The sequence below is a fragment of the Gilliamella sp. B2923 genome, assembly GCF_026536565.1.
Taxonomy (GTDB): Bacteria; Pseudomonadota; Gammaproteobacteria; order Enterobacterales; family Orbaceae; genus Gilliamella.
Genome location: NZ_JAFNNZ010000011.1, coordinates 37,058 through 61,806, shown reverse-complemented (window position 1 = coordinate 61,806; position 24,749 = coordinate 37,058). Strand labels below are relative to the sequence as shown.

Here is a 24,749-nt window from a genome sequence, read left to right as displayed (position 1 = left end):
TTGATGAAGTGAATAATAAATTTTGGTATATCGAGCAAAAAGATAACCTTTACACGGTGCTTTACGGTGCGGTTGGAACCGAAGGACAAAAGCACACGAAGACCTTTGCCTCGCAGGAGGAAGCAGAAAAAGAAGCCTGCAAAATAATAAAATCAAAAATCAAAAAGGGTTATCAAGAAAAAACCATACCAGCAACCCTATTGCCCGCGATAGCCCGATTAAGTCAAATTGTCAAAATGCCCGATGCCCCAAAACCGAAAAACCACCCCAAACCCACAACACCCAAAGATGTGATTGATGACGGTAAAGAAAAACCGTGGTTTGACCTCGACGAATGGGCTGATGAAGGTAAACCTAACCCATTTGATTTTGAAGAGTTACGTAAACCCTCTGTAAAAAAAAACATATCAAAATCAATCAATACATCGGTTAGTCCATCATCCGCAAAATCTGTGATTGAGTCGCCGCAAATATCCGTGAGTCAATCACCCAAAAGTAGCAAAGAATATCTGGATTTAAGAGAATTATCTCGAAACTATATAAAACAGGGCGTGAATTTTGATGTGGTAGCAACATTTAAAGAATTGAAAACATTAAGTCCGTCTATAGAAGTATTTAATACCTTAGTCAAAAATACTGTAGGAATTATATTTTCAAAATTTATAGAGAAAATAGCTCCGATACATTTTGATTGCATTACTTATTTTTCAACAATTCTTGATCCAAATATTCAAATAGCTGAACGAGAATCTAAAGGTGTATTAAAATATATTTTTAATCGTTATCAAACCTGTCCTGTTTCTATTCATCATCTGGCTGAACAATATCTTACCGATTATCCGGTACAAATGGTGGATAAAATAGTTAGCGCATTACAACACATTGTTGACACAATTCGAGCAGGTGGTGAAGATAATATTCCAGCTTACAAATTACCAAATCATGTTTATGGTTTTTATATTACCTTCGATGAAGGATATCTAAGAATACTTGCTTTAATTCGAGGCGAGAATCCAAAAAGTTATCGATCATTTGCTATCAATGATCTAGAGTATAATGCGCTTCAGTATAGTGATCAGATAAATAATCAATATTTTATCCCACTACTTACCGAAAGACTCCATAAAATGCTGGATAATGGTTTTTTTGAAGGTATTACAGATCATTATTTTAGAATTGCTTTCTGCAATAAGGACAATATTTTTATCGAAACACCAATAGAACAAACCTACCGACAAACCAAGATACTTGAGCTTGAAAGAGACCTAAAATATCTGGAGCAATCAGATGAATATGATGTAGATTTGCTAACTGACACGATTGATGAATATTTTGCCTATAATGGCATTATTGATAATTATGATACCGATAGAATTTTAGCATTAATAAAAAAATATCTTTATTCAGGTGAGAAAGAGGCTGAATCGAAAGGATGTTCTCTGTTAACAAAATACTGCAATCTTGATTATAACAAATGGCGTTTAGTTGATTTACAGTTTGAATGGGAAAATTTTGCATTTAAATATGCAGATGTACATATCAAATACTTAGTTGATAAAGGATATGAACCAGCAATTCTACAAAAACAAACGTGGGATAAGCTGGGCATTAGAGATAGCAAGCCAGGAAAAAAAGACGATTCAGACAATCAATCAGAAACCGAACGTTTTTATGATACTTTTACTGAAAATGATGTTTTTTGTGAAACAGACACTATTATCGCCAGAGCCATGCCATGGGGCGGAGAAATTTACTTACGCTTCAAACAAGAAAGTGAACAGGCATATTCCGATGCGCTTGATTATTTAAATGGTCTAATGGCAAAAGGTTATTCAAATATATTCGAGGGGCATTGGCTTCATATTTATTTTGTTGCAAAACCTGAATACTATCCTGAATTTGCTCGCATTATCAAACAATACCCCGGTCTGGCCAGTAATTCACATGCCTTTTTCCGCAAAGCTGCTATGTATGAAAACTTACATGATAAAATTCGAGAGTTTGTTGAATTAACTATGTATCAATATCACTACAGTTTAGATTTACAGGATGAAGAATCATCGGTAGCGGGAGCATTTGCCGCCATTTCACTTGCCATGACCGATGTAAAATATATGGATGTGGCAATCAAATATGCTAATGAAACTGACGGTGAACATGAATTTTTAGCAAGCCGTTTTAGCAATATTCTTGCAAAACACTGGGGTATAACACCAGAAACCGCCGTCGCAATTGCCTTGTTAAAATTGAGTTTTGACTGGTTATCTGGTGGTTTATCAAGTCAATATTATAAAGTACCACAGAATCTTGCTGCATTAACTGAATTTTTCCAACATGATTCAATGTATCATAATAATAAGATTATAGAGATTGCCAGTCGTTTATTTTGGTTTGGCTTTGAAGATGATACGGATATAAAAAGTATAAAAGCTTTAAGAAAAATTAAAGAGTTATTTAATTCTGCTAGCGATTTCGACGAAAAACTAATTTATGCTGATTTTCATGATCTGGTTTGGGAAGCATTGAATGAAAAAAATAAAGCGGTGGGTAATAAAATTGAATTTACATCACCTAAACCAAAAAGCGATTCCGAACCGTTAATCATTAATGAGCAAGATTTTATCGAAAATCCACCTTGTATCATTACACCATTGCAAGCTAAAAAGCGCGGGTTTGATGTTAGAGAATTGGAAACTTATGATTCCCCATGGAGAGCAGTAATTTTTGCCCCATTAACGATAACGAATCCCTACATTTTCGACTCTATTATCCAATTTTATAAAGTGCAGAATAAAATAAATCCCGACTCTACTATTATTTGGGGTGCAGAACAGGCGTATTGCTTTGGAAAAAAAATCGTGATTGATTTCAGTGGCACCCCCTATCAAGTGGGTATGGGAATTTATGGTAAAAACCAAGCTCAGCTAATTTATGGTGTAATGGATTTTGCTAAGATTGCTGTTGCAATGAATAGACAATCCCCCGATAAAGAGAAGTTATACGCACTAAGAAAACAACACTATTACTTCGATAGTCCCAAAGGAAGCCCAAACATTGATAAATCCAAGCCCGGTATAATGTATTTGGATGAAGCTTTAGGCGCTGGGGTTTTTAAGGATGATAATTACCGGGCAATCAAACAGCTTGAAAAAATCACCCCAGATATGGGCGAAGTCTATGATGCCTCACTACTGTTTATGGCATATATGCAGCAAAAAAAACTAGATTATGCCATGGAGAAACTGCAAAGAAAACTCGATACTACTGAACTAAAACAGGTGTACCAAACAGCGCAAAAACGCCTGCCACAATATCAAGAATACTGGCAGGAAAAGTTAGCGAAATTATAAAAAATAGGATTATAGAAAGGGGCTTATGCCCCAAAAACAATAGGATAAATTTAATTTATTCTGATAAATATAAAAAAGATAAGTATAAGGAAAACATAAAACAATGAATCAATATTTTGAATGCATTGATGAAGTGAATAATAAATTTTGGTATATCGATCAAAAAGACAATCTTTACACAGTGCTTTATGGTGAAATTGGAACCGAAGGACAAAAGCATACCAAGACCTTTGCTTCGCAGGAGGAAGCAGAAAAAGAAGCAATAAAAATAATAAAATCAAAAATTAAAAAGGGCTATCAAGAAAAAACCATACCAGCAACGCTATTGCCAGCGATTGCCCGATTAAGTCAAATTATCAAAATGCCCGATGCCCCAAAACCGAAATATCACCCCAAACCCACACCACCCAAAGATGTGATTGATGACGGTAAAGAAAAACCATGGTTTGACCTCGATGAATGGGCTGATGAAGGTGAACCGAATCCATTTGATTTTGAAGAGTTACGTAAAACAAACATTAGCAATACGTCTAATTCAACTAATAGTCGAAATATTAATGAATTTAAAAATCTAAAAAATAAAGTACAAATACATATAGAAGAAGGTAATCGCTTTGGTTATCAATTCGAAGTCGTTGCTACTTTAGACAGGCTTAAAGCGTTAAGTTCGTCGGAAAAAGAATTTCAAAATTTAATTAAAGAATTTCTTGAAATGATATTTTCTGATTCTGATTCTATTTGGCGGGTTTGCCCAATCCATTTAGAGCTATTAGCTTATCTTTTACCACTTAAAGAAGCAAATATTATGGTAAAAGGAAAAAATGCGCAAGGAGTTCTGAAATATCTTTTCTCTCATAATCCAAGCGATTTGAACATGATAAATATGTTGATTGAAGAGTATTTTAAAGGATTATGTGAAAATATTTCCGCTCAAATAATTCACTTTTTGAAAGAAATAGTAAATTGCATCCGTTCGGGAGGAAAAGGTAATATCCCCCCTTATAGACTTTCTAAAAAAAGCTATGGTTTCGGTATAAAAATAGAAAATTTCAGGGATAGTGGTATTTATAATTTAGTTCATAAGAACGATCCAACTTGCTATGCTCAATTCAGCTGTGATACACAAAATCATGAGTCGAAGTTAATTATAAAATATTTAACCCCTATACTTAAACATAAACTTGAAACTATGCTTAATGAAGGCTTTTTTGATGGATTAGCGACAAATTATTTTAAAATTACATTTATAGGCGAAATAGAGCCATTAATTGAAAAACGCATTAACGAAAGTTATCTCAAAGAGCAGTTAGAAAAAATAGATGAATATCTTCAACAACTCGAAAAATCCGATCTGTATGATGTGACGCTATTGTCTATATTATTGAGAAAATATTTAGATACTTCCTGCCTTATTCAAAAATCTTTTACCGATAGGATTCTAGCGTTATTAAAAAAATATCTTTATTCAGGCGATGAAGGTATAGAACACCATACGTGGTCTTTAATACCGACTTATGGATACTCTCAAACAGATTTTGCTAACGAGCTCAAACTCATTTCAGCTCAATATTTGTGGGAAAATTATCGATATGATTATGCTATAATGGAAATTAATGAGCTGGTTCAACGAGGATACCTTCCAGCAATTTATCAAAAAAGAGCATGGGAAAAAAAATTCATCACCGATGGATATAATAATTATAATTATGCTAATCAATCTGAAATAATGTATGATTATGAATCGTTGATAGAACAAGATATTTTTTGTGAAACGGATGCTATTATCGCTCGAGCCATGCCTGATGGTAATATCTATTTACGCTTTAAGTCAGAAAGTGAACAAGCATATTCAGAGGCACTTGATTATTTAAATAGCTTAATGGCAAAAGGCTATTCAAAAATATTTGAGGGTTATTGGCTAAGAATTTATTTCGTCGCAAAACCTCAATTCTACAGTGCATTTAACAATATTATTGAAGAATACCCAGCATTAGCCAGTGACTCTCATGCTTTTTTCCGCAAAGCAGCCATGTACGAAAGTTTACATGATAAAATACGAAAATTTGTTGAATTAACAATGGAGAAATTTCACCATTGTTTAGATCTCCAAGATGAAGATAATTCTGTCGCAGGCACATTCGCTGCCATTGCTTTGGCAATGACGGATGTGAAACATATGGATATGGCAATAAAATTTGCACTTGAGACCGATGATGAACACGAATTTTTGGCAAGTTATTTTGGCAAAATGTTGCAAGACATTGGGGGATTACTCCAGAAACAGCGGTTGCGATTGCATTATTGCAATTGAGCTATCAAGAACAACCTAATTTATCCAGTCAATTTTATAAAATACCGCAAAATCTTGCGGCGCTGACTGATTATTTTAATAGTGATGATATCCCTCATAAAAGTCGTAAAATTATTACTCTCGCTTCGAGCCTTTTTGGTAACGAAAAATATAGCTTAAAAAAACTAAAAGAGTTGTTTAGTGATGCGACTGATCCATTGGCAAAAGAAATTTATGCTGATTTTCATAATTTAGTTTTAGACGCTCTTAAGGAGGAAGGAGAAGGTAGCGGTCAGCCAATTATTTATAATATTTCACCTAAACCAGAAAGCGATTCCGAATCGCTAATCATTAATGAGCAAGATTTTATCGAAAATCCACCTTGTATCATTACACCATTGCAAGCTAAAAAGCGCGGGTTTGATGTTAGAGAATTGGAAACTTATGATTCCCCATGGAGAGCAGTAATTTTTGCCCCATTAACGATAACTAATCCTTACATTTTCGATGCTATTATCCAATATTGTAAGGTGCAAAATGACATAGGTACTCGCTCTGTTATCCTTTGGGGCGCTGAACAGGCATACTGTTTTGGTAAAAAGGTTGTGATTGATTTTAGTGGCACCCCCTATCAAGTGGGTATGGGAATTTATGGTAAAAACCAAGCTCAGCTAATTTATGGTGTAATGGATTTTGCAAAGATTGCTGTTGCAATGAACAAACAAGCGCCCGATAAAGAGAAGTTATACGCACTAAGAAAACAACACTATTATTTCGATAGTCCCAAAGGAAGCCCAAACATTGATAAATCCAAGCCCGGTATAATGTATTTGGATGAAGCTTTAGGCGCTGGGGTTTTTAATGATAATAATTATCGGGCAATCAAACAGCTTGAAAAAATCACCCCAGATATGGGCGAAGTGTATGATGCCTCACTGCTGTTTATGGCACATATGCAGCAGAAAAAACTAGATTATGCCATGGAGAAACTGCAAAGAAAACTCGATACTACTGAACTAAAACAGGTATACCAAACAGCACAAAAACGCCTGCCACAATATCAAGAATACTGGCAGAAAAAGTTAGCGAAATTATAAAAACGCTAATGAAATTAAAATTGATCTCCTTCTGGGCTTACAGGGCTAGGAGGAGGTCAAATAAAGGCAATATTTGATAATTTTCATATATTTATTCCCTTGTTTATCTTTCTCTTAATTTTTATCATAGTTTAATTAAAACTTATATCTAATAATGAATTAATCCTAAATTGTGATGATTTTTTTAGCGATATATAACTCTTATAGTTCTTTTCAGTAATCAAGAAAAAGGTGAAAAGGAAAAGATCAGTAAGATCATAGTTACTTATGGGTATACTAGTAGTTGCAGCAAAACATACTAATCCCAACACTGCCTCATTAATACCTAATGGATATCTAATACCCCTAACTGCAGAAAAACTATTATTCAACGTCCGATTTCAGCAGTTGTTAAATGTTATCCGACAAAGTATGTGATTATTATTTTTATAATTTAAACAACTTTATCTTGCTCCCATTGAATGCTTTGCAGAACTGGGGCAACAATTTTCTGCTTCTTAAAATTATCACAAACAAAAATTTATAACATTAATAAAATAAGCATATCTTATTAAGATTTCTGTATTTTCATTTTGAAAATGTCTTGACAAGTGTTTGTACCTTGGTTACTCTAACAATAGTTAGATATCTAACTATTTTCTTGTGAATTATTAGATACTCAACAAATAAAGGAAAATTTGATCTTATGAATTTAGAGAAAAAATATAAATCTTTAGCAAAAATCATTAATAAAGATAATTTAGCTAATAAATTGGCAGTAGATGCATGTTTTAGTTTACTTTCAGCTGCTAATAAAATTGATAAAGAATGTGCCTCAAGGTTAGGAGATTATCAACTTTCAGAAGGTCGTTTCATGGTATTAGTTTTATTACTTGAGTACGAAGTACTTTCTCCACAAGAAATTGCAAAATTAAGTGGAGTAACTAAACCAACTATAACTACGTTCATATCTTCTCTATTAAAGAAAGGATTGATCAATAAAACTGAGGCCGAAAGTGACGGTAGAAAAATGAATATTACATTGACAGCGGATGGTCGTGAACTCATTACTAAATTATTTAAATCCCATAGCCAATGGATTACTAACATTACAAATGAACTGACTAATTCTGAAATGGAAAATCTTATATTTTTATTAAATAAAATGTTTCAGCATAAAGGGGATTGACAACTTTTATCATTTGAAGGATGGCTATTATACTTCAGTAAGGAAAAATTCTTTTAGCCGTTTCACATTTAAATAAACAGTCTGAATGCAAGGATAATTTAAAAAATAAATAGAGTGTAGGTATTTAGAGTTTACCAGAAAAACAATGGGTAATTATTACATGGTGATATCTAACCCTTAATTAATAAAGAATTCATTATGTTTCTTAAATTATTAACTTTCATTGCAAGGAAAGTTTTTTTGCCCAAATTTTTATGGCTGTAAAAAAAACACCTCTTATACTTTTAAAGTTAAACAACTTGTCATGTTAGTAAACAGCAGAGTTTAAAGCTTGAACCAGATTATAGAACGACACTCAATTAACACAACGTTTTGTTAAAAAGCACTACCTACAATTGATAAACAAAAGAAAGGAATATAATTATGAAATTAAATGAAAAATTTAAACATATTCAAGAAGAAATGGCGCAACAATTACCTAGCGATATTTTAAATATCTTCGGAAAATCACTACAAGACCTTCTAGCACAAAAATTAGAAACTAACGCACTTAAATTAGGAGATATTGCTCCAGATTTTACTTTACTTGATACAAACGGTTTACCTGTTTCGCTTTATGATGTCTTGAAAGATCATCTGGTAATACTTAGTTTTTTCCGGGGTAACTGGTGTCCATTTTGTATAGCAGAATTAAGACATTATCAAGAGGCTATAAACAACGATAAAATAAAGAGCAGTACAGTTATTGCCGTTTCACCTCAAACAGTTAATTACAATTCTCAAGTTTCTAAACAAAATGATCTTCAATTTAAGATACTATGTGATCAAGGTAATAAGATTGCTGAAAAATATGGACTTGTATTCGTACTTCCTGAAAACGTCAGAGATCTTTATAAGAGTGTAGGTGCAGATTTAGAAATATTTAATAATGATAATACTTATAAGTTACCTATTCCTGCAACTTACGTAATTGATCAAAACAAGAAGATTATCTTTGCTTCGGTTGATGCAAACTATATGGAAAGAGCTGATGTCTGCGATATCGAATTTAAATAATGATTGTATAGCTCATTAAGCTCCTAGGTTATTCGTCTACCTTCTTATAATTTAAATAGTTTTACTTTTGATAAAGATTTACGTGAAATTAACTCAAAACGAATATTACCGTTAGCAACAGTATTGTCATTGATGTTTGATTAATAAATGCAGGACAAAAGCATCAGATTTATGATATTGAAGCTGATTAAAAAATTTAAAGATCGAATACGACTGGATCACTCTGTTATATTGGAAATTGAAAACGTAATATCATTTTTAAATTTTAATTTTTGTAGACTTTAAAGGACTATACTCGAAGTAATATTGGAGCGGGAAACGAGGTTCGAACTCGCGACCTCAACCTTGGCAAGGTTGCGCTCTACCAACTGAGCTATTCCCGCTTATTGAACTCTTCGAAAGAAGAGGTGTGCATTATACAAAAATTTTGATAACTAGCAACCTCTTTTCTGCACTATTTTTTATTTTTCCAGCTAAGTGTTTCAAAAACACCAAAAATAAAAAGTCTAATTGCTTTAAATTTGTCCTCTTGTTTTTCTTGATTAGTCATTGTTGTCTGCAAAATCAATGCTTGTAAACCATGAATAATAACAAAAGCCGCTAAGCCAACATAGGCAACAACATTTGCAGGTTTTGGATAAGGGAAGATCAAATTGAATAATAAAAATAACCACATGAAAGCGTAGATAACTTTACCAACAAATATAAACATATTAACTGTTTTCTCTAATAAAAAGATAACTATGAACCTGACCAGCTGTTTTTTCTCGATGTAGATGCCAATTACTCGGAATCTTGTTTAACAAGTTTAACCCAATTTCGGCCTCAATATAAATATAACTATTATCATTAAGCCAATCATTATCCTCCAATTGACTAATTGTTGTGGCGACTAATGATTGATGAAACGGCGGATCAATAAATACTATATCAAATTTCTTATGTGCTGGCTTCGAGAGCCAAAGTAACGTATCAGTATGAAAAACTTCTATACCTTCCGCAACAACAAGCTGTTTGTTTTTAATTAATTGATTGGCAACTTGCTTATCTTTTTCCAGCATAGTGACATTTTTAGCGCCTCGAGAAGCAGCTTCAAAGCCCAGAGAGCCACTTCCTGAAAAGCAATCTAAACATTCACTATCATGCATAACAGGCATTAACCAATTAAACAAAGTTTCTTTGACACGATCTGTTGTTGGACGCAAACCCTGTTTGTCCAGTACTGATAATTTGCGTCCACGCCATTTTCCAGCAATGATTCTTATAAAACCATTCATATTGTACCCTTGATTAGAATAGTTCCGTTGTACCGCCTTGTGAATCAGTGACACTGGTACCCACTTCTTGTGTTGCATAAGTAGTTGGCTCAGTACCTTTTATAAAGTACTCAGACATCGTTTTGGAACCAGATTGTGGTAATAATCCTGTTCGTTGATCAATAGTGACGCTAACAACATTAGCAGGTTGCTTATCTTGCACAACTGGAACATCTTGTAGCGCAACTTTCATATAATCAACCCATACCGGATTAGCAGTCACAGCACCGGCTTCAGCACGATATGTGCGCCCTAGTTCGCGGCGATGATCATCAAAGCCCATCCAAACAGTTGTCACAATGTTACCACCGAATCCAGAAAACCAAACGTCTTTTGAAGCATTTGTTGTACCGGTTTTACCACCGACATCTTTTCTACCTAATGCTTTTACCCGCCAAGCTGTGCCATTCCAATCTGAGCCACCAAATACAATTGAGCGCAGGCCATCTTTCATAATAAAGGCTATTCCACTGTTAACAGTGTGCGGTGCATATTTTGGTGTAACATTTGTTGAGTTTTCACCATTAATATCAGGTAAAATAAGATTATCTTCTGGATTAAGGTTCGCTTGTTCAGGTTCCTCGTTGCCAGATTCATTTGATTCATTTTCAACATTATCTAACGATACAGGCATGGTTCCAATTGCGATATCATCATTATCACAATCATGACAAGCAATGAGTGGTTGATGCTGATAAATCACGTCATTACGATCGTCGTATTCTATTCGTTCAATTAAATATGGTTTGATTAAGTAACCACCATTAACAATGACCGAATATGCCCTAGCAACTTGTAATGGCGTAAAGGATGCTGAACCTAAAGCTAACGATTCATTGTATGAAATATTTTCTTTAGGAAATCCAAAACGCTCTAAATAAGTTGCCGCATAATTAAGTCCAACTGCTCGTAATGCTCTAACCATCATTACATTTTTAGACATGCCTAAACCAATTCGCATACGCAGTGGACCGGCATAAGTTGGTGGTGAATTTTTAGGGCGCCAAGTTACACTTCCGGTTGTTCTAACAATTGGCGCATCATTAAGCAATGTTGCCATTGTTAAGCCTTGTTCTAACGCTGAAGTATAGATGAAAGGTTTAATGTTAGAACCTAACTGACGAAGAGCTTGTGTAGCACGATTGAATTTACTGAGATTAAAATCATACCCACCAACAATCGCTTTAATTGCACCATTATCAGAATCTAATGAAACCAATGCCGCATTAACCGCTGGTATTTGCGCCAGTTCCCAGATATCGTTATTTTTTTTAACCCAAATAAGTTGGCCTGCTTTTAACACATCAGTGACTTTTTTAGGTGATGCGCCTTGTCGTGTATCACTAATAAAACGTCGTGCCCACTTCATTCCTTGAAAGTTAATGGTGATATTACTTTTATCCGTCAAAACTGCCGTTGCTTGTGTATCATTAGATTCGGTGACAACTGCTGGACACATACCAACATGACAAGGGTATTTGTTTAAAATAGCTTGAATTTGCTCAGCATTCCATGGCGTTTCATTTTTTTGCCATAACTCTTTTTCCGGCCCACGATAACCGTGTCGAATATCGTAATCAACGATATGTTTTTGTACAGCTTCGTTAGCTGCTACTTGGTCGGTTTTGGATATCGTTGTATAAACTTTATAACCATCTGTATAAGCATTCTCCCCAAATTTGTCATACATAAATTGTCTTGCCATTTCAGCGACATAAGGAGCGGAAAATTCAATTTGAGGTTCATGATAACTAACGTTTAAAGGTTTTTTAATTGCTTCATCATATTCAGCTTGAGTAATGTAAGATTGATCTAACATTCGCCCTAATACCCAATTACGTCTTGTTAAGGCACGTTCTGGGTGCGCAATTGGATTGAAAGCAGATGGTGCATTAGGTAGCCCTGCAAGCAACGCTGCTTCATCAACAGTAAGCTGATCAGGTGTTTTACCAAAAAATGTATAAGACGCTGCCCCAACACCATATGCTCGAGATCCAAAATTAATCATGTTTAAATACAACGTCATGATCTCTTCTTTGGATAATTCTTTTTCCATACGTATAGCTAAAATCATTTCTTTAACTTTACGGGCAATACTTTTTTCAGGCGTTAGGAAGAAATTTTTCGCAACTTGTTGGGTTATCGTACTCCCACCTTGTGAAAAGCCATGTTGGGTTACCCCAATGTACATAGCTCGCATAATACCAATAGGATCGATACCGAAATGCTCGTTAAAACGTGCATCCTCAGTTGCAATAACCGCATTTACAACTTGTGGAGGAATTTGGTTATACTGTAAAGGCGTTCGGCGACGTTCACCAAAAATAGCAATTAATTCTCCGTCTTTACTTAACACTTGCATTGGAGTTTGTAATTTTACGTCTTTTAAGGTAGCTACATCCGGTAAATCTTTGGAATAATAAGCATACCCAGCTATGCCTATTATTAAGCCACAAATAAATAGCGCGAAGAAAATTTTCAGAAAAAATTTCAAGATTTTAAGTAATATCACAAAATATTCCTATCCAATTGATTTTATTTCAAAAATAGTACAAGTATCTATTTTATATTGCTTTATATATTTTTAAACGACGAGTATATACTAGTTATGATAAAAGACGCAAAATAAAAACGAGTAATTATTATTTTAATCATGACAAATATTTACACCTGTTCAAGACATTGAGGTTATAAAGGTAACGTCGGTAAACAGGTTACTTGCTTTACACAATTAAAGCAGTTCTGCTTTGGTAGCGCTTAAATATTATCAAGTAAAAAAATAACTCGTTTCTGTGTATTATCTCACAATATTTATTGATATTAAAAAATTTCTAAAAATTATCTGACATCATTCCATTTTATTAGTCTTTTGAATTTCGATTATGTGGAGCACACAACTTAATATCTCTTACTTACAGATATATATGAGTACTGCATTTTATTGTTTATTAACCTGCGCTAGTTTAATAATATTTGCAAATACCGCTCTTAATGCCTATACGTTTGTCATTGTACTTCTATTAATTACTCAATGGTGGCGTAGTATTTGTTACTTTAGGACGATCAAAGGAGAATTAGCACTTTTTGATTATATACACCAAATTTACTGGCATAATCAACGCTGGCATATAATGCGTAAGCCCCTACTGTTTCGTTATGTGATCATTTTAAATTTAAAATCCCGCCATGACGGTAAAAGGCATACGCTTTTTTTAATGATTGATAACTTAATGCCTAATGATTGGCGAACATTGCATTACCATTTAAATATCATTGATTTAAGTTAAACAGATAGCGTTTCAATTTTTAATTGATAACAACTATTGTGATTTTTTTATCCAAAATTGGAAAGGTTTTGTTTCGATTTGTGAATTGATTAACTCATGATCCATATGTCGACAAAAACTAGGAATATCACGAGTCGTTGCTAAATCATCCGCAATAACATAGAGAACTTGCCCAACAGCAAGCTCTCTAATTGTTTTGCGGACCAACATGATTGGTTCGGGGCAACGTAAGCCCAATGTATTAAGCTCTTTATCAAATTTCATCATTTATAACTTTGCTTAATTATTTATAAAAATAGCTTTTCCAAGTAATGTGGCACAGCATCATCAGCATTTGAGCCAATAACTTCATGAGTTGGTAATAATGATTTTAACTCTGAACTACCGTCTTTCATAATACACCCCTTACCGGCCATTTTTAACATTTCATAGTCATTCATACCGTCACCAAATGCAATGCTATCATTAAGGGTAAAACCTAATTTTTCAACAACTTGTTTTAATGCACTACCTTTAGAAACATTTTCAGCCATAACTTCAAGGCAGTTGAGTGTAGAAAATGCGGTACTTACTTTATTACCAAATTTTTGCTCTATTCGATTTTTTAACTTCACTAAGTGAGGATATAAAGCATCATCAGTAGTGGTAAAATAAATTTTCGCAATATCATTGGTATCAAAATCATGTGGATTAAAAAACTGATAAGTAAAATGAGTATCTCTATGAAAACTCAATGAAAACTCATCTTCCTTATTGATCAACCAATTGTCTCCATGATAAATATGTGTGTAAACTAATGGATCATCAACACACTCTTTAGCAAGTTCACTTGCGATACTTGGCTCAATACTATGGCTGACGATTAAATTACCTGCACTATCATGAACTCTGGCACCATTAGAAGTTATCATAAAGGCATCAATTTCCATATTTTCTCGCATTTGAGCAACATCAATATGATGCCGGCCTGTTGCAAAAACAAAATGAATATCCTTATTGCGTAATGCTTGAAGAATCTTTTTCGTATAAGGTGATAAGCTATGCTCAGGAGTTAATAATGTGCCATCTAAATCAGAAGCTACAACACGAAACATAATATTTCTCTACTTTGGTAATCAATTGAAATCCTACCGATAAAACTGTACTTTGAAGCAATATAAAAGTAAATCAAAGTAAAACGGTAAAAATGAGATTGATTATGATACAACTCTGCTGAGATTTACTCAACTAATTGTGGTGTTATAAAGATAACTAATTCTCTTTTTTGCTGCTTTTTACTTTTATTATTGAATAAATTACCAATTATAGGCAGTTTACTTACTCCAGGCACCTTACGGGTATGACTGTTATTAATCTGCTGAAAAATTCCGCCTAACACAACTGTTTCACCACTTTTTACCATTACTTGAGTTTTGATTTCTTGCGTTTCAATTGCTAATGCTTCGCCACCATCTCGCCTTTTTATCGATTGCCCTGCTGTATTTTGGGTAATGAAAAGATCTAAAATCATTTTATCATCGGCAATAATTTTCGGTGTTACTTCTAAACCTAAAACCGCTTGTTTAAATTCAATTGATGTTGCCCCATTACTACCACTTGATACTTCATAAGGAATATCCGTTCCTTGTTTAATGGATGCTGTATTTTGATTAGCTGTGAGTAAGTTTGGGCTAGCAATAATTTCTAGCTGATTTTCAGCCTCTAAGGCAGATAGCTCTAAGTTGAGTAAACCGCCTGAAAGTTTAGCTAAATTAAATCCCACGGTAGAAGTTGCACTTGCTACATCAATCCCGACATCAAACTTATTTAAACCCAGCGAAGATCCACCCGAATATCCCCATTTAATTCCTAATTCATTCATGCTCTCTTCACTCATTGTCACAATATGCGCTGATATATGAACTTGAGAAATGGGTTTATCAAACGCTTTTACCAATTTTTTTATACCTTCAAAACGTTCAGTTATATCAGTAATAATCAGTGAATTTGTTCTTTTATCAATAACGGCTTTGCCTCGTGGTGACAATAATTCTTGCTGTTCTATTGCTTCAATTAAAGTCATTGGTTGCGCATGATTAACGGCGATAGACATTATCTCTAATGGTTGTTTTAACTGTTGTTCTTTCAGCTCTTGTTGTTCTCTTTCTAACAAAATCTGAGGGTCAACCGCTTTTGATACAAATAAAATATTGTCTTCTATTTGAGCTTGTAACTTAGCCGAATGTAAAACAATATCTAACGCTCTTTGCCAATCAATATTTTGTAGTTTGATTGTTTGTTTAATTGATACATCATCATCCAACACTAAATTCAACTGTTTATTGTCAGCCAAAGCTTGCAAGATAATTGCAACATCAGTTTGATAAAAGTTGATTGAAATGAAGTTGTTTTGTTGCTCATCAAGGGGAAGCTCGGTTTGTGCTGAACTAAGCGGTATGCTAAATAAGAAAAAAAGTGAAATCATAAAGAATTTTGAGATAACACTTTTCAATATTGACCTGAAATTAACCATTTCTATAAACCTTTTAGCTGATAAATAAAACATTATTTATGAATCGGCATGATCCATGTCACCTTATCGGGACAATAATGAGCTAGCTGAGCTTGCCAAAAAATCTTATTATGTTGCAAAGATTCAATTGACCATGGAAAAAGTTCATTGGGGATCAGATTGTCAGTTATAGCTAGCCACTGGTTGTCTTTAGTTAACCAGATCTGTCGATATTGATTATTTGATTGCTGGACCATACCAATAAACTGCCAATCTTGTATTTGACTAATTAGCATTTGAGTTTGCGCTTGACAGGTTAATCGATCGGATTGATGAAAGGGATCACGTAAAACTGCAATGACTAAGGTTGCATAGCTATTTATAAATAGAAACAATACTATTTTAAATGCGTTATTCTTCACTCTAATTCCTCTTTAAATGATAAAGTAAATGTTATTTGTAAATAAGTTTCTTGATTGGTAATTTTCAGATTCTGAAAATCTAAATAGAAGTAATTATCATCAAATGATGAAATTAAGCTGATAAAGTCAGCAAATTGACCATGTAATTGTATGTCCCAGTTAACCGTCGATTCAGCTTGATAACGTTTAAAGGAAATTAATTTTAATCGGTTAGACTCGAAAGCGAGTGCTAATTCATTTTCTGAAATAAAACTTAATAAACTCTCTTTGCTGGCTTGATAACGCCGTAATTTCGATTCTAATAATTCTATTTCGGCTTTCTTTTCGTGGTATAAATTGGCTTGTTGTTCAATCTGTTGCTTAATGTCTTGAATAAATAAAAAATATCCTATTAACACCACTGTTACTGACAACATAATGATGATTAAATACTGCTGCCAGATAGGTCGACTTAAAAAATCACTCATCATTTAGTTTAATATCCATTTCAAATGAAAGCATATCTTCATGATTGGTTAAAGTTATTATTTGGCTTTTACTTATATTTTCTAACTGCAATAACACCTGATTAAAATGGATAATTTCAATATAACTTAAGCTATGCCCTGTTATGGCAACATTTTGAGGGACATATTGATATGAATTCAACCAAACCATGTCAGGTAGCTTTTCGGAAAGTGTCAATAACGACTGTTTAATTTGCCGTTGACTTGGTGAAGGATTGGGTATGTAAGTTGACAATTCTGCCAAATACTGTTGCTTGACAAGTTGCTGCTTTGACAGCTTAGCTTCGTAATCATTCAGTTGAGTTTGCGCGTTTATCCACCAATAGATAAATTGACAGATAAGCACGCCAATGAGGCAAACCGTCATCATGGTTAGCTGGAATTTGTGCCGGCTTAACTTAGTTTGACGCCATGGTAAAAAATTGAAGCGAATATTGTCATTAACATAGCCGATAAAAACCAGATTCAATTCATTTTTGTCGAACAAATCAATCCAATAATTAACATCACTACGTTCACAGACTGTTACTTGAACGCTATTTTTGGGGCGCCTAAAATAAACATAATCAAAAAAGAGCTCTTTTGCTGAGCGCCCAAACAACTTATACATTGAAGCTTCAATATATAAAGCCAGTTCATTTGAGCTGAGTTTAACATCGGGTAGTGTCAATGTTTGTGACTGTACATAGCTTTCACTAAGATTTAGTGCATATTTACTCTGTTTAGGGTATTGGTTTTGTAATTTTGCGACAAATTGTTCAATCTCATCTAGCGATTGGTAATAATACTCCCCCTGCCCTTGATGATCGCTTACGTTTAAATGAGTTTTAGGCTTAACAAATTTATAACGCAAAATGTTAGGTTCAATATTGATAACAATACGGCTTTTATTAAAAATCATGATCGACTGTCTTTTTTTGAGCTAATGATATTTTTTTAATGCTAATGCTATTTAGCAAAATAAAAGCTTAAAAAAGGCATTTTTGGGAACTAACATCCAAAAAATGTTTAAAATTACACCGAACGGGGCTAATTTCGTAGAAATATAAAAAAAAAGGTTGACTGAAATAAGACGTGCCTTATAATGCACATCCACACGGTAAGGGTGATTAGCTCAGTTGGGAGAGCACCTCCCTTACAAGGAGGGGGTCACTGGTTCGAACCCGGTATCACCCACCAATCTTTACCGTGACGTTTTAGAAATAAAACATGGGGTGATTAGCTCAGTTGGGAGAGCACCTCCCTTACAAGGAGGGGGTCACTGGTTCGAACCCGGTATCACCCACCACTTTTGTTTACTTTTTCTATATGGGTTGTTAGCTCAGTCGGTAGAGCAGCGGACTTTTAATCCGTTTGTCGAGCGTTCGAATCGCTCACGACCCACCATTTTCTTCTCCTTATTTTTGCAACCAACTTGAAAAACATTGCCTTAAACAAATACTACGATACCTTTACGTCTCATATAACATAAAGTGATGAGATAAAAAATTCTAGCAACAAAAAGCGATTAAGGTAAAACAGGAAGGCAAGAGAGAATAGCTTGTAAAAACAGGATTACTATGGCTGGATAATCATCATCTACCACAGTAAATATTTAAGTATGCGTTAACTTCCTAAAAAGACATACATGATTAATCGATAAGCAATATAAAACATTACTAAACCAACGATACAATCTAATATCACCCACATTCTTTTTTGTTTAAATAATGGGGTTAAAAGTCTGGCACCATAACCAATTCCAAAAAACCAAAGAAACGAAACACAAACCGCACCAATCAAAAATGCCATTTTTTGTTCGCTACTTAATGTGCCGGCAATGCCACCAACAATAACAACCGTATCTAAATAGACATGTGGGTTTAGTAACGTCACAGCTAATGTCGCAAGCACAACTTTCATTAGGCTATTATTTTTATTATCTTGCGATTCAACTTGCATGCTGCTTGTCCCTTTTAAGGCACTTTTAAAAGCATTATATCCGTACCAGATTAAAAATATTGCGCCTAATATAGCAAGTATATTGGTGATTAATGGATTGGCACTGATAAATGAGCCCACACCTAAAATCCCAATTGACATTAAGGTAAAATCACAAATAAAGCAGATTGCTGACACAAAAAAGATATGATTTTTTAATAAACCTTGTTTTAGTACAAATAAATTTTGCGCACCAATTGCGATAATCAAGCTAGCTGAAATTAATGCGCCTCGCATTATCTCTGAAATCATGTTTTTATAACACCCTAAATAAATTGAAAAATATTAGCATATTATTACCAGCTTAAAAAGGTGACTCAACGACAATTTCAATGATCAAAATGCGTTACTTTTTCCAATCAGTCAAGAAGCGTTGATGACGATTAAATAATAACATGACACCACCAACAATAAGCCATAGTAAGCCGACGATTTTTGCATCGTTATCAATATTTAGTAGTACCGGTAATAAAACTAAAATACCAATAACAGGTAAAATAATATCGAAAATCAAAGAAGCCACACCATTATGACCTTTAACGAATTTAAAATAGCCTATCACTGAGACATGTAACATGATAAATGCCGTCAATGCCCCTATATCGACAAAAGAAACTAACGTAGGGAGTCCTCGAACACTATTTGCTGCAATGGCAGCTATGCATAAATTAAAAGTGGCAGCAAAAACAATAGCGATTGTTGGCACGCCCGTTTTCTTTCCTACTTTAGATAATATTGAAGGTAAGCGTTTATCTCTGCCCATACTAAATAATAAACGACTAGCAGCAGCTTGCCCAACCATAGCAGCGAAAGAAGCGCCAATTGCTTTCATTAACCCTAAAGCCCAGCCAAGGTAAATACTAATCTCATCGTTGACGATAGTGTAGTATGCCTTTCCTTGTAATTCTGGATGATTATTTAAATATTCCGGCGTATAAGGGCTGAGTAGCGCGCCGATATAAATTTGTAAGACAAACAAGCCACCGGCTAAAATTAGACAGCAGATAATCGCTTTACTTACTAAACTCGGTTTACCACTGTTCTCTTCGGCAAAAGCAGCAATCGCATCAAAGCCTAAGAAAGATAAAACTGCCACTGAAACACCAGAAAATAGGTTTCTCCAAGTAAATAGGTCGCCGCCAATTAATGGTTGTAGCCAATCTCGTTTAATTCCCGTGGTTGCCAGTATCCAGATACCGGCAATGAGCACACAAGCCAGTACCGTGATTTCAAGTATTAATATAATTAAGGTGATTTTTGCCGATTTTTTAAAACCAATAAGGTTTAAACAAGTGGTGACAACCACAGCCAAAAAAGTCCAGATCCATACAGGAATTTCAGGAATTAGCGCATTGAGCGAGATACCGCTAAAGAGATAAGCTACCGCAGGAATAAACATGTAATCGAGTAACAACAACCAGCCAACCAAAAATCCCGCATTAGGATGAATGCCGGCTGAGCAATAGGCATAAACAGCACCAGCATGAGGTAATGCCTTAACCATTCTCGCATATGAACATGCCGTTAATGCCATAACAAGTGTTGCCACTATGTATACTAAGACAACAGCACCATCTGTCGACGCATCTAAAATACCATACAAACCAACTGGCGCAGCAGGTCCAATAAAGAGCAATCCCAAGATCACCAGATCTCTAAATCGCATGGTTTTATTTAACTGTTGCATAATCATTTCCATATATAGATCAATTGAAGTGATCAAAATGTTAAATGATTATTAAAATAATGACTAATATCAACTTGTTATAAATATATAACCATTTGATTTAAGCATGGTTCTTAACATGACGCTCTAATTTCATAGCTATAAACCATTTTTGCTGTTTTTCCCAGCATAATTGATGCACTACAATATTTTTCTGAGGCAAGCTTTAAAGCTTTTTCAACAGACTCGTTTGTAATATTTTTTCCGCTTATAACAATATGAAAACGAATTTCAGTATAAACTTTAGGATGAGTCTGTGCTTGTACTTTTTCGATATCAATCCAAAAATCAGAAACATCTTGTTTGGCAGTTTTCAAAATAGCGAGAATATCATAAGACATACAGCCAGCAGCGCCATGTAGAAGTAGCTCCATGGGGCGTGCGCCTCGATTTCGTCCACCATGCTCAATGCCACCATCCATGACTAAAGCATGACCACTTGCTGTTTCACCAATAAAACCAAAGTCATCAATCCATTTCAAACGATCTTTCACTTTTTTATTCCTTCTATATCAAGTTAATGGTTAAAGTTTAAGTACTAACATAATTTATTTTATTAATTATGTCACTGATTTACTGATGATGTTGCCATTAAGTTAGCTTACTGCTGTTATATTTATAAAAGTATTAATTGAAAAAAAGTAATAAATGCAATTAATATAGGATAATTCATTCAATGCTCACAATAAATACTCAGTTGTTTTATCTATTGTTTTTCATAATGATTAAAAACTTAAACAGCAATTAATAGGCATTATTCAAAGGCTTTATTATGATTCTTGAATTTTTGATCTTAATTTTTATCGGCGCAGTAGCCGGGCTATTAGCGGGTATGCTTGGTATTGGTGGAGGCGCATTAATTGTTCCGGCTCTTATTTTCTCCCTTGATTATTTCGATATTGGTGGGCATTGGACGAGCCATATCGCTGTGGCATCATCGTTAGCGACAATTATCGGCACGAGTTTGTCTTCCAGTTGGTTGCATAATAAAAATCATAATATTGAATGGTCAATTTTAAAGAAAATGGTGTTAGGTTGCATTATCGGAACGATTGGCGGTTCATATTTGACGCCTTACATTCCCGGAATGTGGCTAAGAATGATATTTGTTATTTTTCTAACTTATATAGGTTTAAAATTTATTTTTAAAACTCGCAATGTTGCTAACAATCAGACTAATGAAGTGGCTTTATTGGGTAATCATATTTATGTTATTGTTGGTGCGCTTATCGGTATTTTTGCTGCGCTGGTCGGCATTGGTGGTGGAATTTTAGTTGTGCCCTTTTTGAAAAAATGTGGCGTTAATATGCGTAAAGCAATCGGCACCTCAGCAGCCTTTACACTACCTGTAGCAATTGGCGGGACAATTGGCTATATCATTGCGGGCTGGAATATTGCTGATTTACCGCCTTACAGTCTTGGTTTTGTCTATTTGCCGGCTGTTATTGCTATTATGTTGGCAAGTATACCCATGGCCAAAGTGGGGGTGCAACTTGGGGAAAAATTATCAATCGATAAGCTAATTAAGTTTTTTGGGGTATTTTTGCTGTTAATTGCAGTTAAATTATTGTTATCTTAAAAAAGCATAATTGTTTGATAAAACGAAACGAATTTAAAGCAAAAAAGGTCGCAATGCGACCTTTTTAAGTTCAATAGTGCTTACTAGCAATTGCTATCTAGCATCTTTAACAGCTAAACCTAAATGCCATACTGCCATTGCATAATGCGTGCTGTGATTATAACGGGTTATCACATAAAAATTCGGTAAACCATACCAATATTGATAACGATCACCCATATCAAGGCTTAATAAGCTCACTTCTTTATGCCCATCGATTGAACTTTGCGCTTTCAGCCCTGCTTTATTGAGTTTCTCTACTGAATATTTAGTACTAAAGCCTGTTTCTAAAGAAGGAGCTTGACCATCAGCTTTTACCGCCACTTTTTTATCTTTTTGCCAGCCGTGTGCTTTAAAATAGTTGGCAACACTTCCAATTGCATCTACCGGATCCCATAAATCAATATGACCGTCGTTATTGAAATCAACCGCATGATTTCTAAATGCTGACGGCATGAACTGACCATACCCCATTGCACCAGCAAATGAGCCACTTAAATCGAAAGGATCCACTCCTTCATCCCGACACATAATTAGATAATCTTCCAGTTCGTTAGAAAAGTATTGAGCACGTCTTGGGTAGTAAAATGCCAATGTAGATAAGGCGTCGATGATTCTCGTTTTACCCATTACTCTACCCCAACCGGTTTCAACACCGATAATACCAACAATAATTTCTGGCGGTACACCATATTGTTTATATGCTTGTTGCAACTCTTTATTGTATTTATTCCAAAAATCTACACCTTTAGGTAGATTACTTGGGGTAATAAATTTATTTTGGTAACGAATCCATGCACCATTTGGTCCCGTTACTGGCCCCGATTTTGGTGCTTGTTTATCCATTAAATTAATCACCCAATCAAGCTTATTGGCTTGCGCCAGCACATCACGTAATTGTTGGCGATCGAAACCATGTTTTTTCACCATTTTATCGATAAATTTTTCTTTATCTGTCGCTAATTGAGCGTTTTTCGGTTCAGGCCGATTATGATCTTTTTCTAAATAGACACCACCGGAGACATTTGAATGCCCGCGGTGCGCAACCATTGGTGACGTTTGTGTTTTCTGGCTACTACAAGCAGCAAGCGATAAAATCATAACTACACTAATAATGAGACGTTGCATAAATTATCCAAAATTAAATTAATGAAGAAATCGACAATATCATAAATTATTACTTGTTATTCAACAATATTCGGACAAGATTTTCCTTCCGATACTTGTTCAATATTGGTTAACGTTGTCTCTGAAATATTCAATAAGGCTTCTTGAGTTAAGAAAGCTTGATGACCAGTAAAAATAACATTATGACAGGCTGATAAACGGCGGAATACATCATCTAAAATGACATCATTGGATTTATCTTCAAAAAAGAGGTCTCGCTCATTTTCGTAAACATCCATACCTAGCGCACCGATTTTGGTCTGTTTTAAAGCATCAATTGCCGCAGTTGAATCAAGTAAACCACCACGGCTGGTGTTGATAATCATCACGCCATTTTTCATTTTGTTGAAAGATTCTTTATTTAATAAATGATAATTTTCTGGTGACATCGGGCAATGTAAGGTAATCACATCAGAATTTGCATATAATTCATCTAATTCGACATACTTTGCACCGAGTTGAACTGCTGCATCATTAGGATAGGGGTCGTGCGCTAATATGTGCATGCCGAAACCTTTTAAAATCCGAATGACCGCTAAACCAATTTTACCGGTGCCAATTACGCCGGCAGTGCGATTATGCATATTAAATCCGGTTAACCCGTCTAATGAGAAGTTAGCATCACGAGTACGTTGATAAGCTTTGTGTGTACGACGGTTCAGGGTCATCATTAAAGCAACCGCATGTTCAGCAACAGCTTCTGGTGAATAAGCTGGCACGCGAACAACGGTAATGCCCAATTTTTTGGCTTCAGCTAAATCAACATTATCAAAACCCGCACAACGTAATGCTAAAATTTTAACGCCATAATGGGCTAATTTTTGTAATACTTGTTTATTTACTTCATCATTTACAAACACACACACCGCATCGTAATCTTGCGCAGTCACTGCTGTTTTATGACTTAATTTGTGCTCATAAAACTCAAGATCGAATTTAAATTTTTTATTCGCAATTTCTAAGTATTCTTTGTCGTAATGTTTACTGCTAAATACAGCAACTCTTATTGTTTGTTTCATTTTACTGCCTCTCTTATAGCGTAACGGTTAATGTTGACTAGTTTGATTTTCCATTTTTATACTGAAACGTATACATTTTCTGAAACTTCTTGACAAACATAAAATTTGAATAGGTATTGAAAAATTGGTTACAGATTGGCAAAACTAGTTTTTAATTGATTCTTTACAGTAATAACGCTTTATGCCGGCTTTAGCAATTATTTTTTTTATTACTGTGTTATCATAGCACTTTGCTAAAAACTAACCAATAAAGTTA

21 protein-coding genes and 4 tRNA genes are annotated in these 24,749 nt (G+C 34.5%); 10 read left to right on the top strand and 15 right to left on the bottom strand.

Going from position 1 to position 24,749, the window contains the following annotated elements:
• The 5 genes from J3U42_RS10800 to J3U42_RS10780 form a co-directional block, all read left to right on the top strand.
• On the top strand, positions 1–3,350 hold a 3,350-nt coding region (locus J3U42_RS10800; protein ID WP_267336447.1), incomplete at its 5' end, for a WGR domain-containing protein.
• 103 nt (positions 3,351–3,453) lie between these two features.
• Positions 3,454–5,661, top strand: coding sequence for a DUF6138 family protein (locus J3U42_RS10795; RefSeq protein WP_267336446.1), 2,208 nt, complete (start codon positions 3,454–3,456; stop codon positions 5,659–5,661).
• A complete protein-coding gene (locus tag J3U42_RS10790) occupies positions 5,658–6,737 on the top strand; it encodes a hypothetical protein (RefSeq protein WP_267336445.1) in 1,080 nt (359 codons plus the stop codon). The genes J3U42_RS10795 and J3U42_RS10790 overlap by 4 nt, the downstream gene beginning before the upstream one ends.
• Before the next feature lie 685 nt (positions 6,738–7,422).
• A complete protein-coding gene (locus J3U42_RS10785) occupies positions 7,423–7,905 on the top strand; it encodes a MarR family winged helix-turn-helix transcriptional regulator (protein ID WP_267329291.1) in 483 nt (160 codons plus the stop codon).
• A 423-nt stretch (positions 7,906–8,328) separates the two neighbouring features.
• Positions 8,329–8,961: a peroxiredoxin-like family protein gene (locus J3U42_RS10780; protein ID WP_267329290.1), complete on the top strand. Its 633-nt coding sequence runs from the start codon at positions 8,329–8,331 to the stop codon at positions 8,959–8,961.
• A 307-nt stretch (positions 8,962–9,268) separates the two neighbouring features.
• Here J3U42_RS10780 and J3U42_RS10775 read toward each other — a convergent pair.
• The 4 genes from J3U42_RS10775 to J3U42_RS10760 form a co-directional block, all read right to left on the bottom strand.
• Positions 9,269–9,344, bottom strand: a tRNA-Gly gene (locus J3U42_RS10775).
• Positions 9,345–9,415: 71 nt separating this feature from the next.
• Entirely contained in the window at positions 9,416–9,673 is a 258-nt protein-coding gene (locus J3U42_RS10770; protein WP_267329289.1) for a DUF1145 domain-containing protein, read from the bottom strand.
• A 1-nt stretch (position 9,674) separates the two neighbouring features.
• Complete coding sequence (rsmD, locus tag J3U42_RS10765) at positions 9,675–10,238, bottom strand: 16S rRNA (guanine(966)-N(2))-methyltransferase RsmD (RefSeq protein ID WP_220219165.1); 564 nt, start codon at positions 10,236–10,238, stop codon at positions 9,675–9,677.
• A 13-nt stretch (positions 10,239–10,251) separates the two neighbouring features.
• The gene (locus J3U42_RS10760; RefSeq protein ID WP_220219164.1) at positions 10,252–12,789 is read right to left on the bottom strand and encodes a penicillin-binding protein 1A; all 2,538 of its coding nucleotides are present in this window, start codon (positions 12,787–12,789) and stop codon (positions 10,252–10,254) included.
• A gap of 370 nt (positions 12,790–13,159) precedes the next feature.
• Here J3U42_RS10760 and J3U42_RS10755 point away from each other — a divergent pair, with 370 nt between their 5' ends.
• Positions 13,160–13,564 (top strand): protein YgfX, encoded by a 405-nt coding sequence (locus tag J3U42_RS10755; protein WP_267336444.1) that lies wholly within the window; start codon positions 13,160–13,162, stop codon positions 13,562–13,564.
• A 33-nt stretch (positions 13,565–13,597) separates the two neighbouring features.
• On the opposite strand, the gene tusA is transcribed toward J3U42_RS10755, so the two are convergent.
• From tusA to J3U42_RS10725, 6 genes are all read right to left on the bottom strand, one after another.
• Positions 13,598–13,831 (bottom strand): sulfurtransferase TusA, encoded by a 234-nt coding sequence (tusA, locus tag J3U42_RS10750; protein WP_416380459.1) that lies wholly within the window; start codon positions 13,829–13,831, stop codon positions 13,598–13,600.
• A 20-nt stretch (positions 13,832–13,851) separates the two neighbouring features.
• Positions 13,852–14,658, bottom strand: coding sequence for a Cof-type HAD-IIB family hydrolase (locus J3U42_RS10745; RefSeq protein WP_220219162.1), 807 nt, complete (start codon positions 14,656–14,658; stop codon positions 13,852–13,854).
• Between the two features lie 125 nt (positions 14,659–14,783).
• Positions 14,784–16,076 (bottom strand): secretin N-terminal domain-containing protein, encoded by a 1,293-nt coding sequence (locus tag J3U42_RS10740; RefSeq protein WP_267336443.1) that lies wholly within the window; start codon positions 16,074–16,076, stop codon positions 14,784–14,786.
• Between the two features lie 32 nt (positions 16,077–16,108).
• Positions 16,109–16,477 (bottom strand): hypothetical protein, encoded by a 369-nt coding sequence (locus J3U42_RS10735; protein ID WP_267336442.1) that lies wholly within the window; start codon positions 16,475–16,477, stop codon positions 16,109–16,111.
• A complete protein-coding gene (locus tag J3U42_RS10730; protein ID WP_267336441.1) occupies positions 16,474–16,947 on the bottom strand; it encodes a hypothetical protein in 474 nt (157 codons plus the stop codon). Before J3U42_RS10730 ends, J3U42_RS10735 begins: the two co-directional genes overlap by 4 nt.
• Positions 16,937–17,884 carry a PilN domain-containing protein gene (locus tag J3U42_RS10725; protein WP_267336440.1) on the bottom strand — a complete coding sequence of 316 codons (948 nt, stop codon included), beginning with the start codon at positions 17,882–17,884 and terminating at the stop codon, positions 16,937–16,939. The genes J3U42_RS10730 and J3U42_RS10725 overlap by 11 nt, the downstream gene beginning before the upstream one ends.
• Positions 17,885–18,086: 202 nt before the next feature.
• Between J3U42_RS10725 and J3U42_RS10720 the strand changes: the two genes are divergently transcribed.
• The 3 genes from J3U42_RS10720 to J3U42_RS10710 all read left to right on the top strand — a co-directional run bounded on the left by J3U42_RS10720 (position 18,087) and on the right by J3U42_RS10710 (position 18,369).
• A tRNA-Val gene (locus J3U42_RS10720) sits at positions 18,087–18,162 on the top strand.
• A gap of 33 nt (positions 18,163–18,195) precedes the next feature.
• Positions 18,196–18,271 (top strand) — tRNA-Val (locus J3U42_RS10715).
• A gap of 22 nt (positions 18,272–18,293) precedes the next feature.
• Positions 18,294–18,369 (top strand) — tRNA-Lys (locus J3U42_RS10710).
• 219 nt (positions 18,370–18,588) lie between these two features.
• On the opposite strand, the gene J3U42_RS10705 is transcribed toward J3U42_RS10710, so the two are convergent.
• From J3U42_RS10705 to J3U42_RS10695, 3 genes are all read right to left on the bottom strand, one after another.
• Complete coding sequence (locus J3U42_RS10705) at positions 18,589–19,215, bottom strand: LysE/ArgO family amino acid transporter (RefSeq protein ID WP_220219157.1); 627 nt, start codon at positions 19,213–19,215, stop codon at positions 18,589–18,591.
• Positions 19,216–19,309: 94 nt separating this feature from the next.
• On the bottom strand, positions 19,310–20,650 hold the full coding sequence (locus J3U42_RS10700; RefSeq protein ID WP_220219156.1) for an APC family permease: 1,341 nt from the start codon (positions 20,648–20,650) through the stop codon (positions 19,310–19,312).
• Between the two features lie 113 nt (positions 20,651–20,763).
• Positions 20,764–21,183: an OsmC family protein gene (locus J3U42_RS10695; protein WP_267336439.1), complete on the bottom strand. Its 420-nt coding sequence runs from the start codon at positions 21,181–21,183 to the stop codon at positions 20,764–20,766.
• 278 nt (positions 21,184–21,461) lie between these two features.
• On the opposite strand from J3U42_RS10695, the gene J3U42_RS10690 reads away from it, so the two are divergent.
• Positions 21,462–22,268 carry a sulfite exporter TauE/SafE family protein gene (locus J3U42_RS10690; RefSeq protein ID WP_267329281.1) on the top strand — a complete coding sequence of 269 codons (807 nt, stop codon included), beginning with the start codon at positions 21,462–21,464 and terminating at the stop codon, positions 22,266–22,268.
• A 93-nt stretch (positions 22,269–22,361) separates the two neighbouring features.
• Here the strand turns inward: J3U42_RS10690 and mltB are convergent, their stop codons facing one another.
• Together mltB and J3U42_RS10680 are read right to left on the bottom strand one after the other, a co-directional pair.
• Positions 22,362–23,435, bottom strand: coding sequence for a lytic murein transglycosylase B (gene mltB, locus J3U42_RS10685; protein WP_267329280.1), 1,074 nt, complete (start codon positions 23,433–23,435; stop codon positions 22,362–22,364).
• A gap of 56 nt (positions 23,436–23,491) precedes the next feature.
• Entirely contained in the window at positions 23,492–24,481 is a 990-nt protein-coding gene (locus J3U42_RS10680) for a 2-hydroxyacid dehydrogenase (RefSeq protein WP_220219620.1), read from the bottom strand.
• Positions 24,482–24,749: the final 268 nt, after the last annotated feature.

Bases quoted from the DNA above. Each gene is read 5' to 3' on its own strand.
- J3U42_RS10740 (WP_267336443.1), bottom strand. From the start codon at position 16,076: ATGGTTAATTTCAGGTCAATATTGAAAAGTGTTATCTCAAAATTCTTT.
- J3U42_RS10730 (WP_267336441.1), bottom strand. From the start codon at position 16,947: ATGATGAGTGATTTTTTAAGTCGACCTATCTGGCAGCAGTATTTAATC.
- J3U42_RS10795 (WP_267336446.1), top strand. From the start codon at position 3,454: ATGAATCAATATTTTGAATGCATTGATGAAGTGAATAATAAATTTTGG.
- J3U42_RS10785 (WP_267329291.1), top strand. From the start codon at position 7,423: ATGAATTTAGAGAAAAAATATAAATCTTTAGCAAAAATCATTAATAAA.
- tusA (WP_416380459.1), bottom strand. From the start codon at position 13,831: ATGATGAAATTTGATAAAGAGCTTAATACATTGGGCTTACGTTGCCCC.
- J3U42_RS10770 (WP_267329289.1), bottom strand. From the start codon at position 9,673: ATGTTTATATTTGTTGGTAAAGTTATCTACGCTTTCATGTGGTTATTT.
- J3U42_RS10700 (WP_220219156.1), bottom strand. From the start codon at position 20,650: ATGCAACAGTTAAATAAAACCATGCGATTTAGAGATCTGGTGATCTTG.
- J3U42_RS10780 (WP_267329290.1), top strand. From the start codon at position 8,329: ATGAAATTAAATGAAAAATTTAAACATATTCAAGAAGAAATGGCGCAA.
- J3U42_RS10745 (WP_220219162.1), bottom strand. From the start codon at position 14,658: ATGTTTCGTGTTGTAGCTTCTGATTTAGATGGCACATTATTAACTCCT.
- J3U42_RS10705 (WP_220219157.1), bottom strand. From the start codon at position 19,215: ATGATTTCAGAGATAATGCGAGGCGCATTAATTTCAGCTAGCTTGATT.
- mltB (WP_267329280.1), bottom strand. From the start codon at position 23,435: ATGCAACGTCTCATTATTAGTGTAGTTATGATTTTATCGCTTGCTGCT.
- J3U42_RS10690 (WP_267329281.1), top strand. From the start codon at position 21,462: ATGATTCTTGAATTTTTGATCTTAATTTTTATCGGCGCAGTAGCCGGG.
- J3U42_RS10725 (WP_267336440.1), bottom strand. From the start codon at position 17,884: ATGATTTTTAATAAAAGCCGTATTGTTATCAATATTGAACCTAACATT.
- rsmD (WP_220219165.1), bottom strand. From the start codon at position 10,238: ATGAATGGTTTTATAAGAATCATTGCTGGAAAATGGCGTGGACGCAAA.
- J3U42_RS10755 (WP_267336444.1), top strand. From the start codon at position 13,160: ATGTGGAGCACACAACTTAATATCTCTTACTTACAGATATATATGAGT.